The sequence below is a fragment of the Fictibacillus nanhaiensis genome (assembly GCF_019801215.1).
Classification (GTDB): Bacteria; Bacillota; Bacilli; order Bacillales; family Fictibacillaceae; genus Fictibacillus; species Fictibacillus nanhaiensis_C.
Window position 1 is genome coordinate 1021284 of the sequence record NZ_JAHVJO010000001.1, and the last position, 20675, is coordinate 1041958.

Annotated in this window: 19 protein-coding genes; all 19 read right to left on the minus strand. The window is 39.5% G+C overall.

Annotation, left to right across the window (positions count from 1 at the left end; genetic code table 11):
• Positions 1-93: 93 nt before the first annotated feature.
• The gene (rpsO, locus tag KUV80_RS05260) at positions 94-363 is read right to left on the minus strand and encodes a 30S ribosomal protein S15 (protein ID WP_066240919.1); all 270 of its coding nucleotides are present in this window, start codon (positions 361-363) and stop codon (positions 94-96) included.
• A gap of 138 nt (positions 364-501) precedes the next feature.
• The gene (locus tag KUV80_RS05265) at positions 502-1443 is read right to left on the minus strand and encodes a bifunctional riboflavin kinase/FAD synthetase (protein WP_222461610.1); all 942 of its coding nucleotides are present in this window, start codon (positions 1441-1443) and stop codon (positions 502-504) included.
• A gap of 24 nt (positions 1444-1467) precedes the next feature.
• On the minus strand, positions 1468-2379 hold the full coding sequence (gene truB, locus KUV80_RS05270) for a tRNA pseudouridine(55) synthase TruB (RefSeq protein ID WP_222461611.1): 912 nt from the start codon (positions 2377-2379) through the stop codon (positions 1468-1470).
• A gap of 96 nt (positions 2380-2475) precedes the next feature.
• The gene (rbfA, locus tag KUV80_RS05275) at positions 2476-2859 is read right to left on the minus strand and encodes a 30S ribosome-binding factor RbfA (protein WP_222461612.1); all 384 of its coding nucleotides are present in this window, start codon (positions 2857-2859) and stop codon (positions 2476-2478) included.
• 32 nt (positions 2860-2891) lie between these two features.
• Positions 2892-3170: a DUF503 domain-containing protein gene (locus KUV80_RS05280; RefSeq protein WP_222461613.1), complete on the minus strand. Its 279-nt coding sequence runs from the start codon at positions 3168-3170 to the stop codon at positions 2892-2894.
• On the minus strand, positions 3167-5491 hold the full coding sequence (infB, locus tag KUV80_RS05285; RefSeq protein WP_222461614.1) for a translation initiation factor IF-2: 2325 nt from the start codon (positions 5489-5491) through the stop codon (positions 3167-3169). Before infB ends, KUV80_RS05280 begins: the two co-directional genes overlap by 4 nt.
• A gap of 15 nt (positions 5492-5506) precedes the next feature.
• Positions 5507-5812 (minus strand): YlxQ family RNA-binding protein, encoded by a 306-nt coding sequence (locus KUV80_RS05290; RefSeq protein WP_222461615.1) that lies wholly within the window; start codon positions 5810-5812, stop codon positions 5507-5509.
• Positions 5809-6075, minus strand: a complete 267-nt coding sequence (gene rnpM, locus KUV80_RS05295; protein WP_222461616.1) for an RNase P modulator RnpM — start codon at positions 6073-6075, stop codon at positions 5809-5811. The genes KUV80_RS05290 and rnpM overlap by 4 nt, the downstream gene beginning before the upstream one ends.
• 20 nt (positions 6076-6095) lie before the next feature.
• Positions 6096-7199 (minus strand): transcription termination factor NusA, encoded by a 1104-nt coding sequence (gene nusA, locus KUV80_RS05300; protein WP_222461617.1) that lies wholly within the window; start codon positions 7197-7199, stop codon positions 6096-6098.
• 20 nt (positions 7200-7219) lie between these two features.
• Positions 7220-7690 (minus strand): ribosome maturation factor RimP, encoded by a 471-nt coding sequence (gene rimP / locus KUV80_RS05305; RefSeq protein ID WP_222461618.1) that lies wholly within the window; start codon positions 7688-7690, stop codon positions 7220-7222.
• 155 nt (positions 7691-7845) lie between these two features.
• Complete coding sequence (locus KUV80_RS05310; RefSeq protein WP_222461619.1) at positions 7846-12150, minus strand: PolC-type DNA polymerase III; 4305 nt, start codon at positions 12148-12150, stop codon at positions 7846-7848.
• 76 nt (positions 12151-12226) lie between these two features.
• Entirely contained in the window at positions 12227-13942 is a 1716-nt protein-coding gene (locus KUV80_RS05315; RefSeq protein WP_222461620.1) for a proline--tRNA ligase, read from the minus strand.
• Between the two features lie 26 nt (positions 13943-13968).
• Positions 13969-15231: an RIP metalloprotease RseP gene (rseP, locus tag KUV80_RS05320; protein WP_222461621.1), complete on the minus strand. Its 1263-nt coding sequence runs from the start codon at positions 15229-15231 to the stop codon at positions 13969-13971.
• A gap of 5 nt (positions 15232-15236) precedes the next feature.
• Complete coding sequence (locus tag KUV80_RS05325; protein ID WP_222461622.1) at positions 15237-16394, minus strand: 1-deoxy-D-xylulose-5-phosphate reductoisomerase; 1158 nt, start codon at positions 16392-16394, stop codon at positions 15237-15239.
• A 16-nt stretch (positions 16395-16410) separates the two neighbouring features.
• Positions 16411-17199, minus strand: coding sequence for a phosphatidate cytidylyltransferase (locus tag KUV80_RS05330; protein ID WP_222461623.1), 789 nt, complete (start codon positions 17197-17199; stop codon positions 16411-16413).
• Positions 17200-17212: 13 nt separating this feature from the next.
• Complete coding sequence (locus KUV80_RS05335; RefSeq protein ID WP_222461624.1) at positions 17213-17968, minus strand: isoprenyl transferase; 756 nt, start codon at positions 17966-17968, stop codon at positions 17213-17215.
• A gap of 203 nt (positions 17969-18171) precedes the next feature.
• A complete protein-coding gene (gene frr / locus KUV80_RS05340; protein WP_222461625.1) occupies positions 18172-18729 on the minus strand; it encodes a ribosome recycling factor in 558 nt (185 codons plus the stop codon).
• Positions 18730-19455: a UMP kinase gene (pyrH, locus tag KUV80_RS05345; protein ID WP_222461626.1), complete on the minus strand. Its 726-nt coding sequence runs from the start codon at positions 19453-19455 to the stop codon at positions 18730-18732.
• Between the two features lie 337 nt (positions 19456-19792).
• Positions 19793-20671, minus strand: a complete 879-nt coding sequence (gene tsf / locus KUV80_RS05350) for a translation elongation factor Ts (RefSeq protein WP_222461627.1) — start codon at positions 20669-20671, stop codon at positions 19793-19795.
• Positions 20672-20675: the final 4 nt, after the last annotated feature.

Below are 20675 nucleotides of genomic sequence, written 5' to 3' on the forward strand. Positions count from 1 at the left end.
ATACACTGTTTAACTTCATCTGATTTGTTCATCTTTAAAAAAAATGATTACTTGCAATAAAAAAAGCGGGAATTAAATCCCGCTTTTGTTGGATTAACGACGTAATCCTAGTCTTCCGATCAATTCGCGGTAACGCGTGATGTCCTTGTTACGTAGGTACGTTAACAAGTTACGACGCTTACCAACCATTTTCAATAGACCACGACGTGAGTGGTGATCTTTCTTGTGTGTACGCAAGTGATCATTCAACTCATTAATTTGTTCTGTAAGGATAGCGATCTGAACTTCTGGAGATCCAGTGTCCGTATCATGTACCTTATACTCACTAATTAGTTCGTTTTTACGCTCTTGAGTAATAGCCATCCTTTTCACCTCCTTAATATTAAAAACACCAATTACCGAGCAAGCGTCGGTGATTCGACTTGCCAAGCAACGGTTATTTGCACATTAAAAATGTACATGTACTAGCATAGCCTTTTTAATAATCAATTGCAAGTATTTTTAATACATGGTTTGAATAATTTCTAGCGTTTGCTGCTTGTCTTTCTTTAACTGTTCTATCAGTTCATTGATCGAACTGAATTTTTTTTCGTTTCGAATCCTTTTGAGCCAAGTTACGGAAATCGTTTTTCCGTATATTTCTTTTTGAAAATCAAAAATATGGACTTCAAGGGATGGCTTCTTTTGGTTATCTTTGAATGTCGGTTTGTGGCCAACATTGGCCATAGCAAAATACTTCTTATGGTCGACAGACACTTCGACTGCATACACGCCGACTTTTGGCAGCGTATACTCCTCAGTCTCTATGTTCGCCGTAGGGAAACCTATCGTGCGTCCCCTTTTATCACCATGTATCACTGTTCCGTTCAATGTATAATGTCTTCCTAAGAAAGGACCAATCTCATGAACTAAGCCTTCTTTTAAGCATTGGCGGATAAGAGTAGAGCTGATTTTCTGACCATTTTTTTCGATCTTTTCTATGACTGTTTGTCCAAATCTGCCATCTGCTTCGTTAACTAAAGTTTGAACATTTCCTTTTCCATACTTTCCGTATGTAAAATCAAAACCCGTTACTACGTGTTGAACGTTCAGTCCAACAATATATTGATCAACAAAATCAACGGTAGAAAGCGAAGCAAAGTCAAGATCAAATTTCACAAGAAAAAACCGCTTAACTCCCATACTTTTTAAAATCTTTTTCTTTTCTTCAAGAGGTGTAAGATATGTCCAAGTTTCATCAGCTTTTCCTAAAACAACAGAAGGATGAGGATGAAAGCTCATGACAGCTGGTATGCTGCCGGTTGTTTCTGCGAGTTCAACAGCTGTAGATATGACGCGCTGATGTCCGATATGGATGCCATCAAAATAGCCAAGTGCCAAGATTAATGGCGGTAAGCTATCTCTTTTAAATTGATGCGGATGATTTATAACGATTGTTTCCAAATACTCACCTACTAACCTGTTTCGTTATTCAATGGCTAACACTTTGGCTGGTTTTATCAAACCAGGTTTAGATGGATGCAACTGATAGATGGCTAGACATTTTCCTTCTTCATTATAAACACCAAACGGACTTTGTTCCAAGTCTTTTGGTTGTGGCAGCACAGAGCCGTTTCTTACACTCGCCTCGATCTCTTGATCAACGATCCATTTAGGAAAATGTGATATCCCTCTTTCCAATGGAAATAAGTATTGATCTAACTGAGCTTCCGGGCTTTCTAACTGTTCGAACGTAACACATTCACTTAATGTAAACGGACCAGATGCCGTCCTGATAAGGGAAGACATGTGTGCGGGATATCCAAGCTTCTCACCTATTGCCACGGCAAGTGTTCTTACATATGTCCCTTTTGAACACTTCACCCTGAATGAAAACACAGGATGGTCCTTTTTTAGGGTGTCTTCTTTTGTTAGAAGTTCTAATTCAAAAATCGTAATTTTGCGCTTTGGTCTTTCTACTTCAATGCCTTTTCTAGCGTATTCATATAATTTCTTGCCGTTCACTTTCACTGCTGAATACATCGGAGGAACTTGTTCAATCTCACCCGTGAGTGATTTCAAAATAGCTTTAATCTCATCAAAATCGATATCAGACTCGACTTCTTTTTCCCTAATTTTTTCGCCATGAGCATCTTCTGTTTCCGTTGAAAATCCGAGTGTTACTTCTCCAATGTATTCCTTGCCATAATCGGACATATACTCGGCAATTTTCGTGGCTCGTCCGATACAGATTGGTAATACACCTGTCACTTCTGGATCAAGGGTACCTGTATGCCCTACTTTTTTAGTAGAAAAAATTCTTCGTATTTTGGCAACGCAATCATGTGATGTCATTCCGGCAGGTTTTTGTAAAGCTAAAATTCCTTGCCTAACAGTCATAACTATTTCTCCTTTTTCATTCCTTCACGATGTGCTATATAGGTAAACAAGCAAAAAAGGATAGACAATTAATGTTAATTGCCTATCCATTTGCTATTATGGTTTCGGATAATCTTCATTTTCTTCGCTGTCTTCGTCTTCTTTTTTAATGTCAGACAAAAGACTTTCGATTTTGCTTCCATAATTTAAGGATTCATCAAACTTAAAAAAGATGTCAGGTGTTTTGCGCATACGGATTCGTTTTCCGATTTCAGTTCGGATAAAGCCAGTCGCTTTAGCCAGACTGCGCAATGTCTGTTCTTTCTGTTCGCTGTCTCCAAAAACAGAAACGTAAACGGTAGCTTGCTGTAAATCACCCGTTACATCAACCGCCGTAACGGTAACAAAACCAACGCGGGGGTCTTTGATTTTCCGGCCTATAATATCACTAAGCTCTTTCTTCATCTGTTCCCCAATACGATTGGAACGGATTGTGCCCATAGTTTATACACCCCGTTTCTTACCACTTGCCACTATAACCACTCTACATTAGACTCTGTTACTTCGAGCTCTGTAATAGATGTAATGATCGCAAGTGCTCTTTGCAATTCTTTTTCTGCTATTATTTTGTCCGAAGAAACAGTTACCATACTTATCTCCGCTCGCTGCCATAAATCTTGAAAATCAGTTTCTGATACAGCTAAATTTAAGCGTTGGCGAAGTCTGTTAACCGCTTTTTGGACAACTGAACGCTTATCTTTTAACGACTGTGCTTCATAGATGAAAACCTCAACCGTTAACAGCCCGATCATTGAACTTTAATTTCTTCCATGATGTAAGCTTCAATGATGTCGCCTTCTTTAATATCATTAAACTTTTCAAGTGTAATTCCGCACTCATATCCGGCTGATACTTCTTTAGCATCATCTTTAAATCGCTTAAGTGCATCAATCTTACCTTCATAAGATACGACACCATCACGAATTAAGCGGACTGTAGAATCTCTAGTAATTTTACCGTCAGTCACGTAACAACCAGCGATCGTTCCTACTTTAGAAACTTTAAACGTCGTTCTAACTTCAACTTGACCGATAACTTTTTCTTGGAACTCAGGGTCAAGCATCCCTTTCATCGCCGACTCGATCTCTTCGATAACATTATAGATGATTCTGTGAAGACGAACATCCACTTTTTCAGCATCAGCTGTACGCTTTGCCCCACTGTCAGGACGAACGTTAAATCCGATTACGATAGCATTTGAAGCAGATGCAAGCATGATGTCATACTCATTAATCGCTCCAACACCTGAGTGGATGATTTTAACTTTAACGCCTTCAACGTCAATTTTTTGCAGAGAACCAGCTAGCGCTTCTACTGAACCTTGAACATCACCTTTAATGATGACATTAATTTCCTTAATATCGCCTTCTTTAATCTGATTAAAGAGGTCATCAAGGTTTAATTTTGAAGATTCTTTACGTTGAGCATCTTGTTGTTTTTTGTAGCGTGACTCACCGACTTGACGAGCTTTTTTCTCATCAGCAAAGACCATGAACTGATCTCCTGCTTGCGGTACATCATTCAAACCTGTAATTTCAACAGGAGTTGAAGGTCCAACTGATTTAACGCGGCGCCCAAGGTCATTCACCATTGCACGTACACGGCCATACGTGTGACCGACTACGATTGGATCACCAACGTTTAGAGTACCTGACTGAACGAGTAGAGTTGCTACTGAACCACGGCCTTTATCCAACTGTGCTTCAATAACCGTTCCAGCTGCAGTACGGTTAGGATTAGCTTTCAATTCTTCAACTTCAGAAACAAGGTTGATCATCTCTAGAAGATCATCGATTCCGTCACCTTTAATCGCAGATACGTTTACAAAGATCGTATCTCCTCCCCAAGCTTCAGAAACAAGTCCATGTTCTGTCAGTTCTTGCATAACACGATCTGGGTTTGCTGCTTCTTTATCCATTTTGTTGACAGCAATAATAATCGGAACTTCTGCAGCTTTTGCATGGTTGATCGCTTCAACGGTCTGAGGCATTACACCATCATCAGCAGCTACAACAAGAATCGTAATATCTGTAACTTGTGCACCACGAGCACGCATCGTTGTAAAAGCAGCATGTCCTGGAGTATCAAGGAAAGTAATCACTTTTCCATTGTTGTTGATCTGATAAGCACCTATATGCTGTGTGATGCCACCCGCTTCTCCTGCTGTTACTTTCGTGTTGCGAATCGCATCTAGAAGGGTTGTTTTACCATGGTCAACGTGACCCATGATCGTTACGACTGGAGGGCGTACCTGCATGTCTTTTTCATCATCAACCACTTCATAATTTTCAAATTCTGTTTCATCAACGATGATTTCTTCTTCAACTTCTACATCATAATCTGCAGCGATTAATTCAATCGCTTCTTTATCAAGCTCTTGGTTGATGGTAGCCATAATTCCTAATCCCATTAACTTCTTAATGATCTCAGAAGTGTCTTTGTTAAGCTTCTTAGCTAGTTCACCAACTTGTAGTGATTCAGTAAACGTAATTTTACTTGGTGTTTCAAGAACCTTTTTTTGAGGAGCTTGCTGCTGCTGGCTGCCCCCGCCTCTGTTTTGGTTATTTCTGTTTTGGTTCTTGTTGTTATTGTTTCTGTTGTTGTTTTGATTATTTCTATTGTTGTTGTTTCTGTTGTTGTTATTGCTTTTTGCTCCGCTGTTGTTCTTTGCATTGTTATTGTTCTTTTGAGCGTTCTGAGTATTTGTGTTGCCTGACTTTTGTGTATTTTGTGTTTGCGGGCCTTTTGCTTGTGAAGAATTACGGTTATCGGTCTCTTTTTTTATTTTCATATTACTCTCTTTTTGAACTTCCTTTTTATTAGATTTGGTGTTGTTACCAGGGTTGTTAATGTTCTTATCTGTTTTAGGGAGTTGATTTTGATTTTTTGGTTTAGCTGGTTGATCTTTTGGAGCTTTTGGTTTATAAGCTTCGTCTAACTTTTTTAAAGCAGCCTGATCAATCATCGACATATGATTCGCTACATGGACATCCATTGTTTTCAGCTTTTCAATAATGTCTTTACTTTGAACATTTTTCTGTTTCGCATATTCGTATACGCGTATTTTACTCATATGTTCACCCCCGTGTTAGTGATCAAGAAGTTCCTTTAAACGCTTTGAGAATCCTTGATCATTTACAGCAACTACAACTCGTTGCTCTTTTCCAATTGCTTTACCTAGAATATTTCTATCTTCTATCCAAACATAATCAATGTTATAAAAAAGACACTTATCTGTTACTTTCTTTTTTGTGTTTTCAGATGCATCTTTTGATAACAGGACAATCTTTGCATTCTGTTTTTGTATGCTTTTTACGACAAGCCCTTCACCAGATATTACTTTTCCGGCACGAGCAGCTATTCCAAGAAAATTTTCCCACTGACTTGGTTTCAAGATGTATGACTTCCTTTTTCAAGCTGTTCGTATAAATCAGCTGGAATCTTTGTTTTTAAATGCGTCTCTAGTACTTTTTTCTTTTTGGCTTGCTCAATACATGCAGCTTCATGACAAAGATAAGCCCCTCTTCCGGATTTTTTTCCGGTAGAGTCGACAGAGACATCCCCTTCAGGTGAGCGGACAATACGTGTTAATTCTTTTTTTGCCTTCATTTCTTGGCAAGCTACGCATTTTCTCATTGGGATCTTGCGGGTTTTCATTGTCTCCACCTCGTCTTCTCTTACTCTTCATCCTCATCGGAATCAAATAAAGAATCGTTAGATGAGCTTGCTGGATCATACGCTCCTGATTCAATCGCATCTGATTCACTTTTAATATCAATCTTCCAACCTGTTAATTTTGCTGCTAAACGAGCATTTTGTCCGCGTTTTCCGATTGCTAAAGATAACTGGTAATCTGGTACGATAACAGTCGTCATCTTATCTTCTTCATTTACCTGAACTTCCAAAACTTTTGCAGGACTTAAAGAGTTGGCAACATAGACAACCGGGTCTTCACTCCAACGGACAATATCGATCTTCTCACCATTTAATTCGTTTACGATCGTTTGTACACGAGCACCTTTTTGGCCAACGCATGAACCTACAGGATCAACTTCAGGATCTGCGGCATGAACAGCAATTTTTGATCTGTCACCTGCTTCACGAGCAATGGACTTAATCTCAACTGTACCATCATATATTTCAGGTACTTCAAGTTCGAAAAGACGCTTTAATAGTCCAGGATGTGTCCGTGAAACTAAAATCTGTGGTCCCTTAGTCGTTTTTTCTACTTTTGTGATATATACCTTTATACGGTCATTCGTCTGATGAGTTTCACCAGGCATCTGTTCTGCTGCAGGCAATAGTGCTTCAACACGCCCAAGACTGACATAGATGTAACGGTGGTCTTGTCGTTGCACGATTCCTGTGATAATATCTTCTTCACGATCGATGAATTCTGAGAAAATAATTCCGCGTTCTGCTTCTCGAACTCGTTGTGTAACAACTTGCTTTGCAGTTTGTGCGGCAATGCGTCCAAAATCCTTTGGAGTTACTTCTTCTTCTACTACATCATCAAGCTCATATCCTGGATTAACAGCTTGTGCCTCAGAAACTGAAATTTCTTGACGATCATCTTCAACTTCAGCAACAACGGTTTTTCTTGAAAATACTCTGATACTTCCCGTATCACGGTTAAAATCAACACGAACATTCTGTGCTTGGTGAAAGTTACGCTTATATGCCGAAATAAGGGCTGCTTCAATCGCCTCAATAATTACGTCTTTGCTAATCCCTTTTTCTTTTTCTAACAATGTGAGTGCATCTAACAGCTCGGTACTCATTTTTCTACTCCCCTCTTTCATTAAAAAACAACTGCAAGACGGGCATTTGCCACTTTTTTGTATGGCAATTCTACCTTTTTGACTTGCGTTTTTACTCTAATTTCCATGAACAGCGTTTCACCGTCAAAGTCTTTTAAAAGTCCTTCATATACTTTTTCCCCATTAATAGGCTCATAAAGTTTTACGTTCACATTTTTGCCAATCGCGTTTTTAACGTCTTCAGACTTCTTTAGAGGTCTCTCCACACCAGGAGAAGATACTTCTAAAAAGTAGGGCTGTTCGATCGGATCAAGTTCATCTAACTTTTCACTCAACTGTTCACTGACTGTCCCGCATTCTTCAATATCAACTCCACCTGTGGAATCAATATATACGCGAAGGAACCAGTTTTTACCTTCTTTAACAAATTCAACATCAACAAGTTCAAGTCCTAGTTTTTCAACGATAGGGGTTACAAGCTCGGTCGCGAGCTCAGTAATCTTTTGACTCATAGCTGCCCTCCTTCTGGCTGAATGACCTTAAAACGGAACGAAAGAGTGGGGAGCCCCACTCTTTCGCCGACAGTTATTCATTCAACAGTATTTCCAAAAATACTATACCATAACCAATAAAATACTGCAACTTTCAGGAGGCTTTCAGCCCGCCATTAAAAGAGGGAGAGCTGATTTGCGTCTGGTAATCCCTCTAGACAACCTTGGTCGTCCAAATACTCGATAATGGTCTTCGATAATTTAGCTCGCTGCTGTAAATCCTCCTTGGAAAGAAACTCGCCTTCTTCTCTAGCTCTTACAATATTAAGTGCGGCATTCGTACCTAGGCCAGCAATCGAATTAAATGGCGGAATTAACGTGTCGCCTTCCACAAGAAAATCAGTAGCACTTGAGCGATATAAATCTATCTTCTGAAACGACAAACCTCTTTCACACATCTCGAGTGCCAGTTCGAGTACGGTTTGCAGATTCTTTTCTTTAGTGGATGCATCAAGTCCTTTTGCAGATATCTCTTCAATCTTAGTACGAAGCGCTTTAGAACCTCGAACCATAGATTCTACGTCAAAGTCATCTGCTCGAACCGTAAAGTAAGCTGCATAAAACCAAATTGGATAATGAACTTTAAAATAAGCAATCCTCACTGCCATTAAAACGTAAGCGGCAGCATGGGCTTTGGGGAACATGTACTTGATCTTCAAACATGAGCCAATATACCAGTCTGGTACATCATTGTTCTTCATTTCTTCGATCCACTCATCAGGAAGCCCTTTTCCTTTTCGCACACTTTCCATAATCTTAAATGCAAGCGAAGGCTCAAGTCCTTTGTAGATGAGGTAAACCATAATATCATCACGGCAGCCAATAACGTCTTTTAACACACAAGTGCCATTTGCAATAAGTTCATTAGCGTTATTCAGCCATACATCCGTTCCGTGTGATAAACCTGATATTTGTACGAGTTCTGAGAAAGTGCTAGGCTTTGTCTCTTCTAGCATCTGCCTTACGAACTTTGTACCAAATTCGGGTATTCCGAGCGTACCCGTTTTACACATAATCTGTTCGTCTGTGACACCTAACACTTCCGGACCTGAAAATATTTTCATTACTTCTGGATCAGATGCTGGGATCGTTTTAGGATCGATTCCGCTTAAATCTTGTAACATGCGAATGACTGTTGGATCATCGTGACCTAAAATATCTAGTTTCAGCAAGTTATCATGAATTGAATGAAAATCAAAATGTGTCGTTTTCCATTCAGATCCGCTATCATCTGCGGGGAATTGAACAGGACAAAAATCATAAATATCCATATAATCAGGAACTACTATTATTCCTCCTGGATGCTGTCCAGATGTCCGTTTCACCCCAGTACAACCTGAAACTAACCGGTCAACTTCAGCAGAACGAATCGTTAAATTATGATCCCCTGCATAACCTTTTACATAACCGTATGCCGTTTTTTCGGCAACCGTTCCAATCGTACCTGCTCGATACACATAATCTTCACCAAAGAGTTCCTTCGTATAATTATGTGCTCTCGGTTGATATTCTCCAGAGAAGTTTAAGTCGATATCAGGGACTTTATCTCCTTTAAAACCAAGGAATGTTTCAAAAGGAATGTCTTGTCCATCTTTTATATACAGAACTTCACATGCAGGACATTCTTTATCTGGAAGGTCAAATCCTGATCCAACTGAACCATCATTAAAGAAATGAGATTCTTTACAACTTGGACAAACATAGTGTGGCGGGAGAGGGTTCACCTCCGTTATCTCTGTCATCGTCGCAACGAATGAAGAACCTACGGAACCACGTGATCCTACCAAGTAACCATCTATCAGTGATTTTTTAACAAGTTTATGAGAGATCAAATAGATAACAGCAAAACCGTGGCCGATGATGCTAGTTAATTCTTTTTCAAGTCTTTTTTCTACTAGATCAGGCAGATTCTCTCCGTAAATACTTCTTGCCCGGTTATAACTCATGGAACGGACTTCCTCATCCGCTCCCTCAATCTTTGGTGTGTACAGGTCGTCCGGTATCGGTTTAATGTCTGCTATGGAATCGGCAATCTTCCTTGTGTTCTCACACACCACTTTTTTTGCTGTTTCTTCACCTAAAAATGAGAATAAATCCAACATTTCATCTGTCGTTCTAAAATGAACTTCTGGCAACGTTTGTCTATTGAGCGGATTTGCACCGCCTTGAGAAGAAATCAATATTTTACGATAAATCGCATCTTCAGGGTTCAAATAATGAACATTACCGGTAGCTACGACTGGCTTGTTCAGCTTTTCTCCAAGGTTTACGATATTTGTGAGAATGTCTCTTAAGTTCATTTCATCTTGAACAAGTTCTCTTTCGATCAAATGAAAATAGTTGCTAGGCGGCTGGATCTCTAAATAGTCGTAGAAAGAAGCGATCTTTTCAACCTCTTCAATCGGCTTCTGCATCATCCCTTCAAAAACTTCACCTTTATCACAAGCTGATCCGACTAGTATTCCTTCTCGATACTTACTTAATCTTGAACGAGGGATACGTGGCGTTCTGTAAAAATAAGAAAGATGAGATTCTGATACAAGTCTGTATAAATTCTTAAGTCCTTCTTGAGTAGCAGCAAGCAGCGTACAATGGAACGGACGTGACCGCTGAAAACCGCCTTGACCCATATTATCGTTTAAACGGTCATGATCATATATTTCTTTTTCAAACGTCTCTTTTAATAATTTCCATAATAGATATGCAGTTGCTTCTGCATCGTAAATAGCTCTGTGATGCTGAACCAGCTCGATATCAAATCGTTTACAAAGTGTGTTCAGTCTATGATTCTTCAATTGAGGCAGCAAGAACCGTGCAAGTTCTAGAGTATCGATAACTGGATTTGTTGCTTCACCTAATCCGATCTTTCTTAAGCCTTCATTTAAGAATCCCATATCAAAGCTCGCGTTGTGCGCGACTAATATATCATCCGCCATAAAACGATGGAAATTACGGATAACTTCTTCTATTTCAGGTGCATTCTCTACCATGTCATCTGTAATACCTGTTAACTCTATCGTTGTCTGTGACAAAGATTCATGCGGGTTCACAAAAGATTCGAAGCGATCAACGATCTCACCGCCTCTAATCTTAACTGCAGCAAGTTCAATGATTTTATTATAAACGGCTGACAAACCAGTCGTTTCAACGTCAAAAACGACATATGTTTCGTCTGTTAATTTTCTTGGGGCTTCATTGTAGGCAATGGGAACACCATCATCTACTAAATACGCCTCTAGTCCGTATAGGATCTTTATATCGTTTTTCTTTCCTGCTGAGTATGCTTCAGGGAATGATTGTACTCCCGCGTGATCCGTAATAGCGATTGCGGGGTGACCCCATTTCTTTGCTTGACTGACGAGTGATGATACTGAGGATACTGCATCCATCTGACTCATTGGTGTATGAAGATGAAGTTCTACACGTTTGTTATCTTCATCAGCCAGGTCTTTTCTCGTTTCGGGTTTAATTTCATTTATATCATTGGCAATCATCACTAGATCTCTTACGAAAGTATCGTTCTGAATACCTCCGCGAACTTTAAGCCACATACCCTTCTGGATACCTTGAAGAATTGGAATATCTTCTTTATCACGTGAAAAGATTTTTACTAGCAAAGAATCCGTATAGTCCGTAATCTTAAAGGTTAATAACGTTCGGCCGCTTCGAAGTTCTCTTGCTTCTGAATGAAAAACATATCCTTGAATGGTAATTCTTCTCTCTTCATCTTGTATGGTCTGTATTGGAACAGCCTCATCTTTGATGGAGTAACCGATCATGATGTCCGTTCTTGCAGCAGGAGAATCTCCTCCCCGCTTTGCTGCTTTTTCTTTTTCAACGAGAGCTTCCATTACTTTGTGTTCGTCTTCTTGCTTTTTCTGCTCAATAAACTTCTGATACTCTTCTTCAGAATGTTTAACCTCTGTTCTCACAAGTACAGAATGAAGACCAAAATTATGAAACACTTCCTTCAAAATCGGAGATAACTTTCGTTGGACGAGACCTTCTTCAGCATCATTCCGAACGGTGAAACATAAAAAATTGCCATCGACTTTCGGATCTTGTGCAGAAAGCACGTTTGCGAGACTCGGTCCTGCTTTTTCTAAAAGTTCTTCTTTACAAAGCGGCCAGTATGCTAGGAGTTCATCACTATGAAAATTTTCCGAAGTCTGAATAGAAAAAGAAACTTTAGCAATATGTTCGAACGTTTTACGAATGCTAGTACTAAACCAGGCATAGCTGTTTATCGAAAGTGGCCGTGTTATCCCTATAGCAAAGTGCCAGCTTCTGTTCATCTTATCAATTGTAAGTTTTTCTATCGTTCCACCAGAAAAACCTATTTTCATCTCTTCTGGAATTCCGAGCTGTTCTAAGAGTAGTGACAATCTTTCTTGTCTAATCTGCTGATCATTTCCGCTCATAAGAACCTCCTTTTAAAGGGGTTTATTATCATGTAAAAAAGGGAAAGGCACCTCAAAAGTAAGAGGTACCTCATCATTAGTTTGCGAGTTTATCCCATTCACGTTTTAAGACACTCTTAAGTTCTGAGACTGATACTTCCATAGATTCACCGCTCTTGCGGATCTTCACTTCAACGATTCCTTCTCCCGCTTTCTTTCCTACCATAACGCGGAGAGGAATTCCGATCAGATCACTATCTGTAAATTTAACACCAGCACGCTCTGGTCGGTCATCATATAAACAATCATAGCCTTCACTTTTTAATTGCTCATATAGTTCATCAGCGACTTCAGCTTGTTCAGCATTTTTGCTGTTTACAGCAAGTAGATGAACATCAAATGGTGTTAACGATAAAGGCCAGATCAAACCATTTTCATCGTTATTCTCTTCAGCTACGGCTGCTAAAGTTCGGGATACTCCAATTCCATAGCAACCCATAGACATGATTTGATTTTTTCCATTTTCGTCTAAATAAGAAGCTTTCATCGGCTCGCTGTATACTTTTCCTAATTTGAATACATGTCCCACTTCGATTCCTTTTGCAAAAACGATCGTACCTTTGCCGTCTGGCGAAAGATCACCATCAACAACAAAACGCAGATCAGCCGTTTCATGCCATGTGAAATCTCGCTCGCCATTAACGTTAAGATAATGATAGCCTTCTTCATTCGCACCGCATACAGCGTTAGTCATTAACGGCACAGCTTGATCGGCAATAATTTTAACTTCTTTAGAAACAGCAACAGGTCCAATGGAACCTGGTTTAGTGTTTAACCATTTAACCGTTTCTTCCTCAGTCGCCATCATAACTTCATTTGCAGAAAGCTCATTTTTTAATTTGATTTCGTTTACTTCATGATCTCCGCGTACAAGAACTAAAACAGGTTGCTCATCAACCATATAGAATAAGGATTTAATAATGGTATGAGATGGTACTTGTAAATAGTTTGATACTTCTTCAATGTTCTTTGCACCTTTAGTTTCTACTTTTTCTAACTCTAACAACGTTTCAGTTGATATTTCCTTTGCCGGAAGTACAACCGGAGCCATTTCGATGTTGGCAGCAAAGTCCGAATCTGTAGAATAGGCAATAAGATCTTCTCCAATTTCAGATAAAACCATAAACTCATGATTGTCTTTTCCGCCAATCGCACCTGAATCCGCAAGAACTGCACGGAAGTTTAAGTTACAACGGCTGAAAATGGCTGAATAAGCATCCTTCATTCTTTCATACGTAGCATCTAGGCTCTCTTGTTTATCATGGAAAGAATAAGCATCCTTCATAATAAACTCACGCCCTCTTAAAAGTCCAAATCGTGGACGCTTTTCATCTCTGAACTTCGTCTGTATCTGATAGAGGTTTAAAGGAAGCTTTTTATAAGACTTTACTTCATCACGAATGATACTTGTAATTACTTCTTCATGAGTAGCACCAAGTGCAAAATCACGCTCATGACGATCTTTTAACCTCATCAGTTCTGGGCCGTAGCTATACCATCTTCCACTTTCCTGCCACAGCTCTGCAAGCTGCAGGGCTGGCATCATCATTTCCTGTGAGCCAGCACGGTTCATTTCTTCACGTACAATATTTTCTATTTTATGAAGAACTTTTTTCCCGAGGGGTAAAAATGAATAGATCCCCGCTGCATTTTGTCTAATAAATCCAGCTCTTAAAAGCAGTTGATGACTTTTTACATCTGCATCTGCTGGTACTTCCCTAAGTGTTGGCAAAAACAACTGGCTTTGTCTCATAATCTCTTCTCCTCAAAATCCCTATATTAACTAAGAAATATTTTCTGAATGTCATTCCATGTTACAACTAGCATCAATAGCATCAAAAACGCAAATCCGATAAAGTGGACCAATCCTTCTTTTTGAGGATCGATCGGTTTCCCTCTTAAAGCTTCTACACCTAAGAAAAGCAGTCTTCCCCCATCAAGTGCTGGCAGAGGCAACAAATTAAAGATACCTAAGTTAATACTAAGGATTGCCGCCCATTGCAACAGCATATAAACACCTGCTTTAGCCGCCTGATCTGTATATTCATAAATCCCAAGTGGTCCAGAAAGCTGGTCGATCCCGTGTTGACCTGTTACGAGCTGACCGATGCCTGTAAAAATAGCAGTTGTCATAAACCAGGTTTGTTTTGCACCGTATTCAAGTGACCCCAAAAACGATGATTCAGTGAACGGATGGGCACCAATAAAGCCTTCATTTTGCTCTTGTGCCCCTTTTCTGGAACCTAGCGTGATCGGTACTACTTGCTCTTTACCGTCTCTATTGATCGTAAACATTAATTTTTCACCAGGATTTTGCTGAATAACGGAAACGAGTTCTTTCCAGTCATCCATTTTTTCTCCTTGAACAGCTATAATCTTATCACCTTTTTGTAGACCTGCTTTATCAGCCGCCGCACCTTCTTGGAGTGTACCTAGCCTTGATTCATTCGTAGGGATCCCTTGCATAATAGAAAACGCTACAAGAATGATGAACGCCAGCAAGAAGTTCATTAAGGGACCTGCAAAAATAGCTAATGTTCTCTGCATGATCGTCTTAGATCCAAACTGACGATTGTAAGGAGCAATCTGCATTTCTTGATGATCGGCAACAAATAAAGCATCTTCTTTTACAGGATAGGACTCTGACCCAGTTTCTTCATTTTCGAATCCTGTTATTAATAATTCATGCTCCAAATCTGCCTTTTCAATCGTAATCGTTTTTTGAACGGGATATTTTTCCCGGTGATTTACGATAATCTTTTCTACTTCGTTAGCATCGTTGAAAATCAATCCAACTCTGTGACCTGCCTTAAGCTCGATGCCTTCAGGGTCCTCACCAGCCATTCGAACGAATCCGCCGAGCGGCAAAAGTCGAATCGTATAAACTGTTTCCCCTTTTTTAAAGGCAAACACTTTCGGGCCAAATCCGATTGCAAATTCGCGGCATAATATACCTGCACGTTTTGCCAGCATGAGATGTCCTAGTTCGTGAAAGAAAATTAAAGCCCCTAAAATGATGATAATGGCTATCACAGTGTTCATTTCCATTACCTGCCTTTGTTTAGTAGTGACTCTACAAATTGTCGAGTCCTCTGATCGGTTTCTTGTATAGCACCCAGTTCAGGATTGCTAACATTTACTGCCTGAAGCATCGCTTGTTCAATCATTTCTTCTATTTCCAGAAATGTAATCTTTCCATCTAAAAACAATTCTACTGCTTTTTCATTTGCTGCATTCAATACTGCAGGCATCAAACCGCCCATCTCACCAGCATCGAACGCAAGTTTAAGACATCTGAATCGGTCGTAATCCATCTTTTGAAAATGGAGTTTGCCAACTTCCCATAAGTTTAACCTTTTCCCGTTTATCAATTCAAGTCTTTGGGGATATGTTAGTGCATATTGGATCGGCACACGCATATCAGGTTGTCCAAGATGAGCAATGATGCTTGTATCAGCAAACTCTACCATAGAGTGTATGATGCTTTCCTTATGTAAAATGACGTCTATTTTTGAATAATCGAATGAAAACAACCAATGTGCTTCTATAACTTCTAATCCTTTATTCATCATTGTTGCTGAATCAATGGTAATCTTTGCTCCCATTGACCAGTTCGGATGGTTTAAAGCCTCTTTAACTGTTACATTCTTAAGTTCTTCACGCGTTCTATCCCGAAAGCTTCCGCCAGATGCGGTTAAAATTAATTTTTCGACTTCATCAACGGCTTCACCGTTTAAACATTGAAATATAGCTGAATGTTCAGAGTCAACTGGCAAAATAGTAACATTGTGTTTTTTTGCTTCTCTCATCACAATGTGACCTGCGGTTACAAGGGTTTCTTTATTGGCTAGAGCAATTGTTTTCTTAGCTTCAATCGCCTTTAGCGTAGGAAGAAGCCCTACACTTCCTATAACTGCATTAACTAAAATTGAAGCTTTTGTGGAAACTGCCGCTTCAATAAGTCCATCCATCCCGAAGACAATTTTTGTGTTAGTACTTACTTTGGACTGTAAAGCTGCTGCATCTTCTTCATTCTGTACTGCACAGATTTCAGGGTTGAACTTATGAATAATATGTTGTGCAGCTTCAATATTTCGTCCAACCGACATCGCACTCAATTTAAACTGATATGGATGAGAAGCAATCACATCAAGAGTCTGCTGGCCAATTGAACCTGTTGCTCCTAATAAACTGACAAACTTCATACAATTCCTCCTACTATTATCCTAACAAGTGGAGCACGTGAAGCAATGGCAATACGAATAATGCACTATCAAGCCTATCAAGGATACCACCATGACCCGGGAGAAGAACCCCTGAATCTTTCACATGATAAATTCGTTTAAACGCAGATTCAGCTAGATCGCCTATTTGACCAAATACACCCACTAACACCGATATGATCAGGATAGTTATTAAAGATAAATCAACAAAACTTGTAACATAACAAATAATAGCCACGACAATACTGAAGAAAATGCCTCCAACTGCCCCTTCGATTGTTTTGTTAGGTGATATGACCGGCCATAATTTACGCTTGCCCATTGACTTTCCAACGAAATAAGCGCCCGAATCTGTAGCCCAAATCATAAACAAGATAAAGAATAATAGCTGTATTCCATCTTCTAGAATTCGAGTCTCTACTAAATAGTAAAAACCGAAACCTACATAGATCGAACTAAACAGAATAAAAGAAATGTGATTATAGTCTGTTTCATTTTTCTTCACTACCGTTACAACAAGCAACAAGAGAACCGCAAGAATAATGGCATCCGTTTTAGTAAAGGGTGCCAGAACATCCATCCAAGAGTCTTGTAATGCCAACACGATCGCTAAACCGTATCCAATGAGTCCAATAAAAGAACGCTGCATCCCTTTCATACGTAAAAGCTCGTACATACCGATACCAGCAAGCAACAGAATCAGTATAGAAAATGGCCAGCTTCCATAAAGGGTAATCCCTATAAATAAAACGGCTGCGATTACACCTGTTATAATACGTTGTTTCATAAGTCCTCCTTAATCATACCCCACCGTATCTTCTTCCGCGTTGCGCGAACTGAGATACAGCTTCACGTAAATGGTTCTCTGAAAAATCTGGCCAATAAACATCAGTGAACCAAAATTCAGAATAAGCAAGTTGCCAGAGCATAAAGTTGCTCAATCGCACTTCACCACTCGTACGAATTAGAAGATCAGGGTCCTTTAACCCATGAGTCATAAGATGTTCTTCTATCGTTGACTCCTTGATCTGAGATGGGTCGAGCGTTCCGTTCTTAATTTCTGCTGCAATAGATTTAACGGCAGAAGTCATCTCATCTCTGCTTCCATAGTTAAGTGCAAAATTTAGAATCATACCGCTATTGTTTTTCGTTTGTTCAATCGCTTGGTCAACCGCCTTAATCGTATGAAGCGGCAATAGCTCTTTTTTACCCATTATGCGCACTTGAACGTTCTCTTTAATCAGATCAGGGAGAAATGTACTTAAAAATTCACCTGGAAGCTTCATAAGAAAATCAACTTCTTCACGCGGTCTTTTCCAATTTTCAGTAGAAAAAGCATACAAGGTGAGTACTTTAATTCCGATAAAGTTCGACTCTTTTACAATCTTCCGGACAGTTTTCATTCCTTCGTGATGACCTGCTATCCGCGGCAGGGCTCTTTTTTTAGCCCAGCGGCCATTTCCATCCATAATAATTGCCACATGGGATGGAATATTATCGTCAAGATCTATTTTATGTTCCTGACTTTTTTTTCTAAAGAATAGCTTGTCAAGCATGTATAAGCCTCCATCTTCCAGACTTAATAAAGAAAACCCATTACTTTTTATCATCCATTCAAATCACTAGGCGTTTTCCTTATTCTGTCGACTTCAACTTGGGAAACAGCAAATAGACTACGTTTGTATACCAAGTGATAGTGTCTAATAAAAAAGCCCCCTTTAAAGAGGGCTTTTTTTATTTAATTGTACATGGAAAAGCATTATACTTCCATGATTTCTTTTTCTTTACTTGCACTTACAGAGTCTACTTCAGAAGTGTACTTGTCCGTAAGTTTCTGAACGTCATCATTATAACGACGAAGTTCATCTTCCGTAATCTCAGCTTCTTTTTCAAGTTTCTTCAAGTCATCATTTGCATCTCGGCGAATGTTACGAAGAGCTACTTTTGCTTCTTCGCCAAACTTTTTAACTAGTTTCACTAACTCTTTTCTTCTTTCTTCAGTTAGCGGAGGAATAGCTATTCTAATAACTTGACCGTCATTGGATGGTGTCAATCCAAGGTCAGACTTTAAGATTGCTTTTTCAATATCACCCATAGCCGTTTTATCATAAGGCTGAATCACTAAAAGTCTTGCTTCAGGGATGGTAACACCTGCTAATTGATTAATAGGTGTTGGTGTACCATAATAATCAACCTGTACTCTGTCTAGTAAAGAAGGATTTGCTCTTCCTGCACGTAGAGTGGAAAATTCACGTCTTAAAGAACCAATTGCTTTTTGCATTTTTTCTTCCGCTTGTGTTAAAACTTGCTTTGCCATTTAGTTTTTCCCCCTTATGACTGTTCCAATTTTTTCACCGGCGACTGCGCGCTTAATGTTTCCTTCTTCCATGATGGAGAAAACAATTAAAGGTATGTCATTATCCATACATAGAGAGGATGCCGTTGTATCCATGACAGCTAATCCGTCTTTTAATAAATCTAGATAAGATAATGTGTTATATTTCACAGCATTTTCATCAAGCTTCGGGTCTGCTGAGTATACGCCATCTACATTATTTTTCGCCATTAAGATTACTTCTGCTTCTATTTCAGCGGCTCTTAATGCGGCTGTCGTGTCAGTAGAGAAATACGGATTCCCTGTTCCCGCCGCGAAAATGACAACGCGTTTTTTTTCAAGGTGACGAATGGCTTTTCTTCTGATATAAGGCTCTGCAACCTGACGCATTTCTATAGATGTTTGTACTCTTGTTTGAACCCCGATATTTTCAAGACTGTCTTGTAGAGCTAATGAATTCATGACAGTAGCAAGCATGCCCATATAATCTGCTGATGCACGATCCATGCCCATCTCACTGCCTGTTTTGCCGCGCCAAAGGTTTCCACCGCCTACAACTACGGCAACTTCTACATCCAATTCGACAATTTCCTTCACTTGCTCAGCGATTGATTGAACGATCTTCGCATCTATACCGGAAGTTTGTTCACCTGCTAAAGCTTCTCCACTTAATTTCAAGACGACTCTTTTATACTTTGAAGTTGTCATTTGTCCCTCCATCACCTAAAAAAATATATTTAATTAAGACTGTAATTTCGTGTTTTTTGTTGCTTTTGAAAGTGTTGATTTCCGTTTCAGGTGCTCGCATTTTCGCGGGGCATGCGGTGAGCCACATGCCGCTTTGCACCTTAAAGTGTCTCACCTGACCGCTCGAGTTTTATTTTCGAGGAGTCTCGCACCTTGTACTTCAATCAACCATTCAGTGAAGTCTTTAAAGTAATGATTAAAAGCAACATCTTTTTAAAAAGATAAATCCTTAATTATCCAAAGTTATTTCTGTAAAAAAAGAGGAACACAACGTGCTCCCCTCTTTTACTGCTGGTGCTTACTTTTTCACTTGAGACATAACTTCTTCAGCGAAGTTGTCTTCACGCTTTTCAAGACCTTCTCCAACTTCAAATCGAACGAAGGCTTTAACAGTAGCACCTTTAGAAGCTACATATTTCCCAACTTTTTGGTCTGGATCTTTAATGAAAGATTGATCGTTTAAGCAAATATCTTCAAAGTACTTGCCAAGGCGCCCTTCAACCATTTTAGCTACGATATTCTCAGGCTTGCCTTCATTAAGTGCTTGCTCAGTTAATACTTTACGCTCACGTGACACTTCTTCTTCACTTACTTCATCACGAGAAATGTATTTAGGATTTACAGCTGCAACGTGCATGGATACATCCTTAGCAACGTTCTCATCCGTTGTTCCTTCAACAACTGAAAGTACTCCGATTCGTCCGCCCATGTGCATGTAAGCACCGAAAGCAGCGTTTTCGTCTTTTTTCAGAATTTCAAAACGACGAAGTGTCAGTTTTTCACCAATTTTAGCAATTGCTGTGTTGATGAAGTCATTAACAGTCGTACCATTGAATTCTGAAGCAAGTGCAGCTTCAACTGATGCTGGTTCAGAAACTAATAAGAAATTACCAAGTTCAGCAATTAGGTTTTTGAAGTTTTCGTTTTTTGCAACGAAATCTGTTTCAGAGTTCACTTCAAGAATAACTGCCTTGTTACCGTCTACGATTACAGAAGTTAATCCTTCTGCAGCGATACGGTCAGCTTTCTTTTCTGCTTTAGCGATTCCTTTTTCACGAAGATAATCGATCGCTTGCTCCATGTTTCCGTCTGTTTCTGTAAGTGCTTTTTTGCAATCCATCATTCCTGCGCCAGTCTTTTCACGCAATTCTTTAACCATTTGAGCTGTAATAGCCATAGTT

Bases quoted from the DNA above. Each gene is read 5' to 3' on its own strand.
- rpsO (WP_066240919.1), bottom strand. From the start codon at position 363: ATGGCTATTACTCAAGAGCGTAAAAACGAACTAATTAGTGAGTATAAG.
- truB (WP_222461611.1), bottom strand. From the start codon at position 2,379: ATGACTGTTAGGCAAGGAATTTTAGCTTTACAAAAACCTGCCGGAATG.
- rbfA (WP_222461612.1), bottom strand. From the start codon at position 2,859: ATGGGCACAATCCGTTCCAATCGTATTGGGGAACAGATGAAGAAAGAG.
- KUV80_RS05280 (WP_222461613.1), bottom strand. From the start codon at position 3,170: ATGATCGGGCTGTTAACGGTTGAGGTTTTCATCTATGAAGCACAGTCG.
- infB (WP_222461614.1), bottom strand. From the start codon at position 5,491: ATGAGTAAAATACGCGTATACGAATATGCGAAACAGAAAAATGTTCAA.
- rnpM (WP_222461616.1), bottom strand. From the start codon at position 6,075: ATGAAAACCCGCAAGATCCCAATGAGAAAATGCGTAGCTTGCCAAGAA.
- nusA (WP_222461617.1), bottom strand. From the start codon at position 7,199: ATGAGTACCGAGCTGTTAGATGCACTCACATTGTTAGAAAAAGAAAAA.
- rimP (WP_222461618.1), bottom strand. From the start codon at position 7,690: ATGAGTCAAAAGATTACTGAGCTCGCGACCGAGCTTGTAACCCCTATC.
- KUV80_RS05310 (WP_222461619.1), bottom strand. From the start codon at position 12,150: ATGAGCGGAAATGATCAGCAGATTAGACAAGAAAGATTGTCACTACTC.
- KUV80_RS05315 (WP_222461620.1), bottom strand. From the start codon at position 13,942: ATGAGACAAAGCCAGTTGTTTTTGCCAACACTTAGGGAAGTACCAGCA.
- rseP (WP_222461621.1), bottom strand. From the start codon at position 15,231: ATGAACACTGTGATAGCCATTATCATCATTTTAGGGGCTTTAATTTTC.
- KUV80_RS05325 (WP_222461622.1), bottom strand. From the start codon at position 16,394: ATGAAGTTTGTCAGTTTATTAGGAGCAACAGGTTCAATTGGCCAGCAG.
- KUV80_RS05330 (WP_222461623.1), bottom strand. From the start codon at position 17,199: ATGAAACAACGTATTATAACAGGTGTAATCGCAGCCGTTTTATTTATA.
- KUV80_RS05335 (WP_222461624.1), bottom strand. From the start codon at position 17,968: ATGCTTGACAAGCTATTCTTTAGAAAAAAAAGTCAGGAACATAAAATA.
- frr (WP_222461625.1), bottom strand. From the start codon at position 18,729: ATGGCAAAGCAAGTTTTAACACAAGCGGAAGAAAAAATGCAAAAAGCA.
- pyrH (WP_222461626.1), bottom strand. From the start codon at position 19,455: ATGACAACTTCAAAGTATAAAAGAGTCGTCTTGAAATTAAGTGGAGAA.
- tsf (WP_222461627.1), bottom strand. From the start codon at position 20,671: ATGGCTATTACAGCTCAAATGGTTAAAGAATTGCGTGAAAAGACTGGC.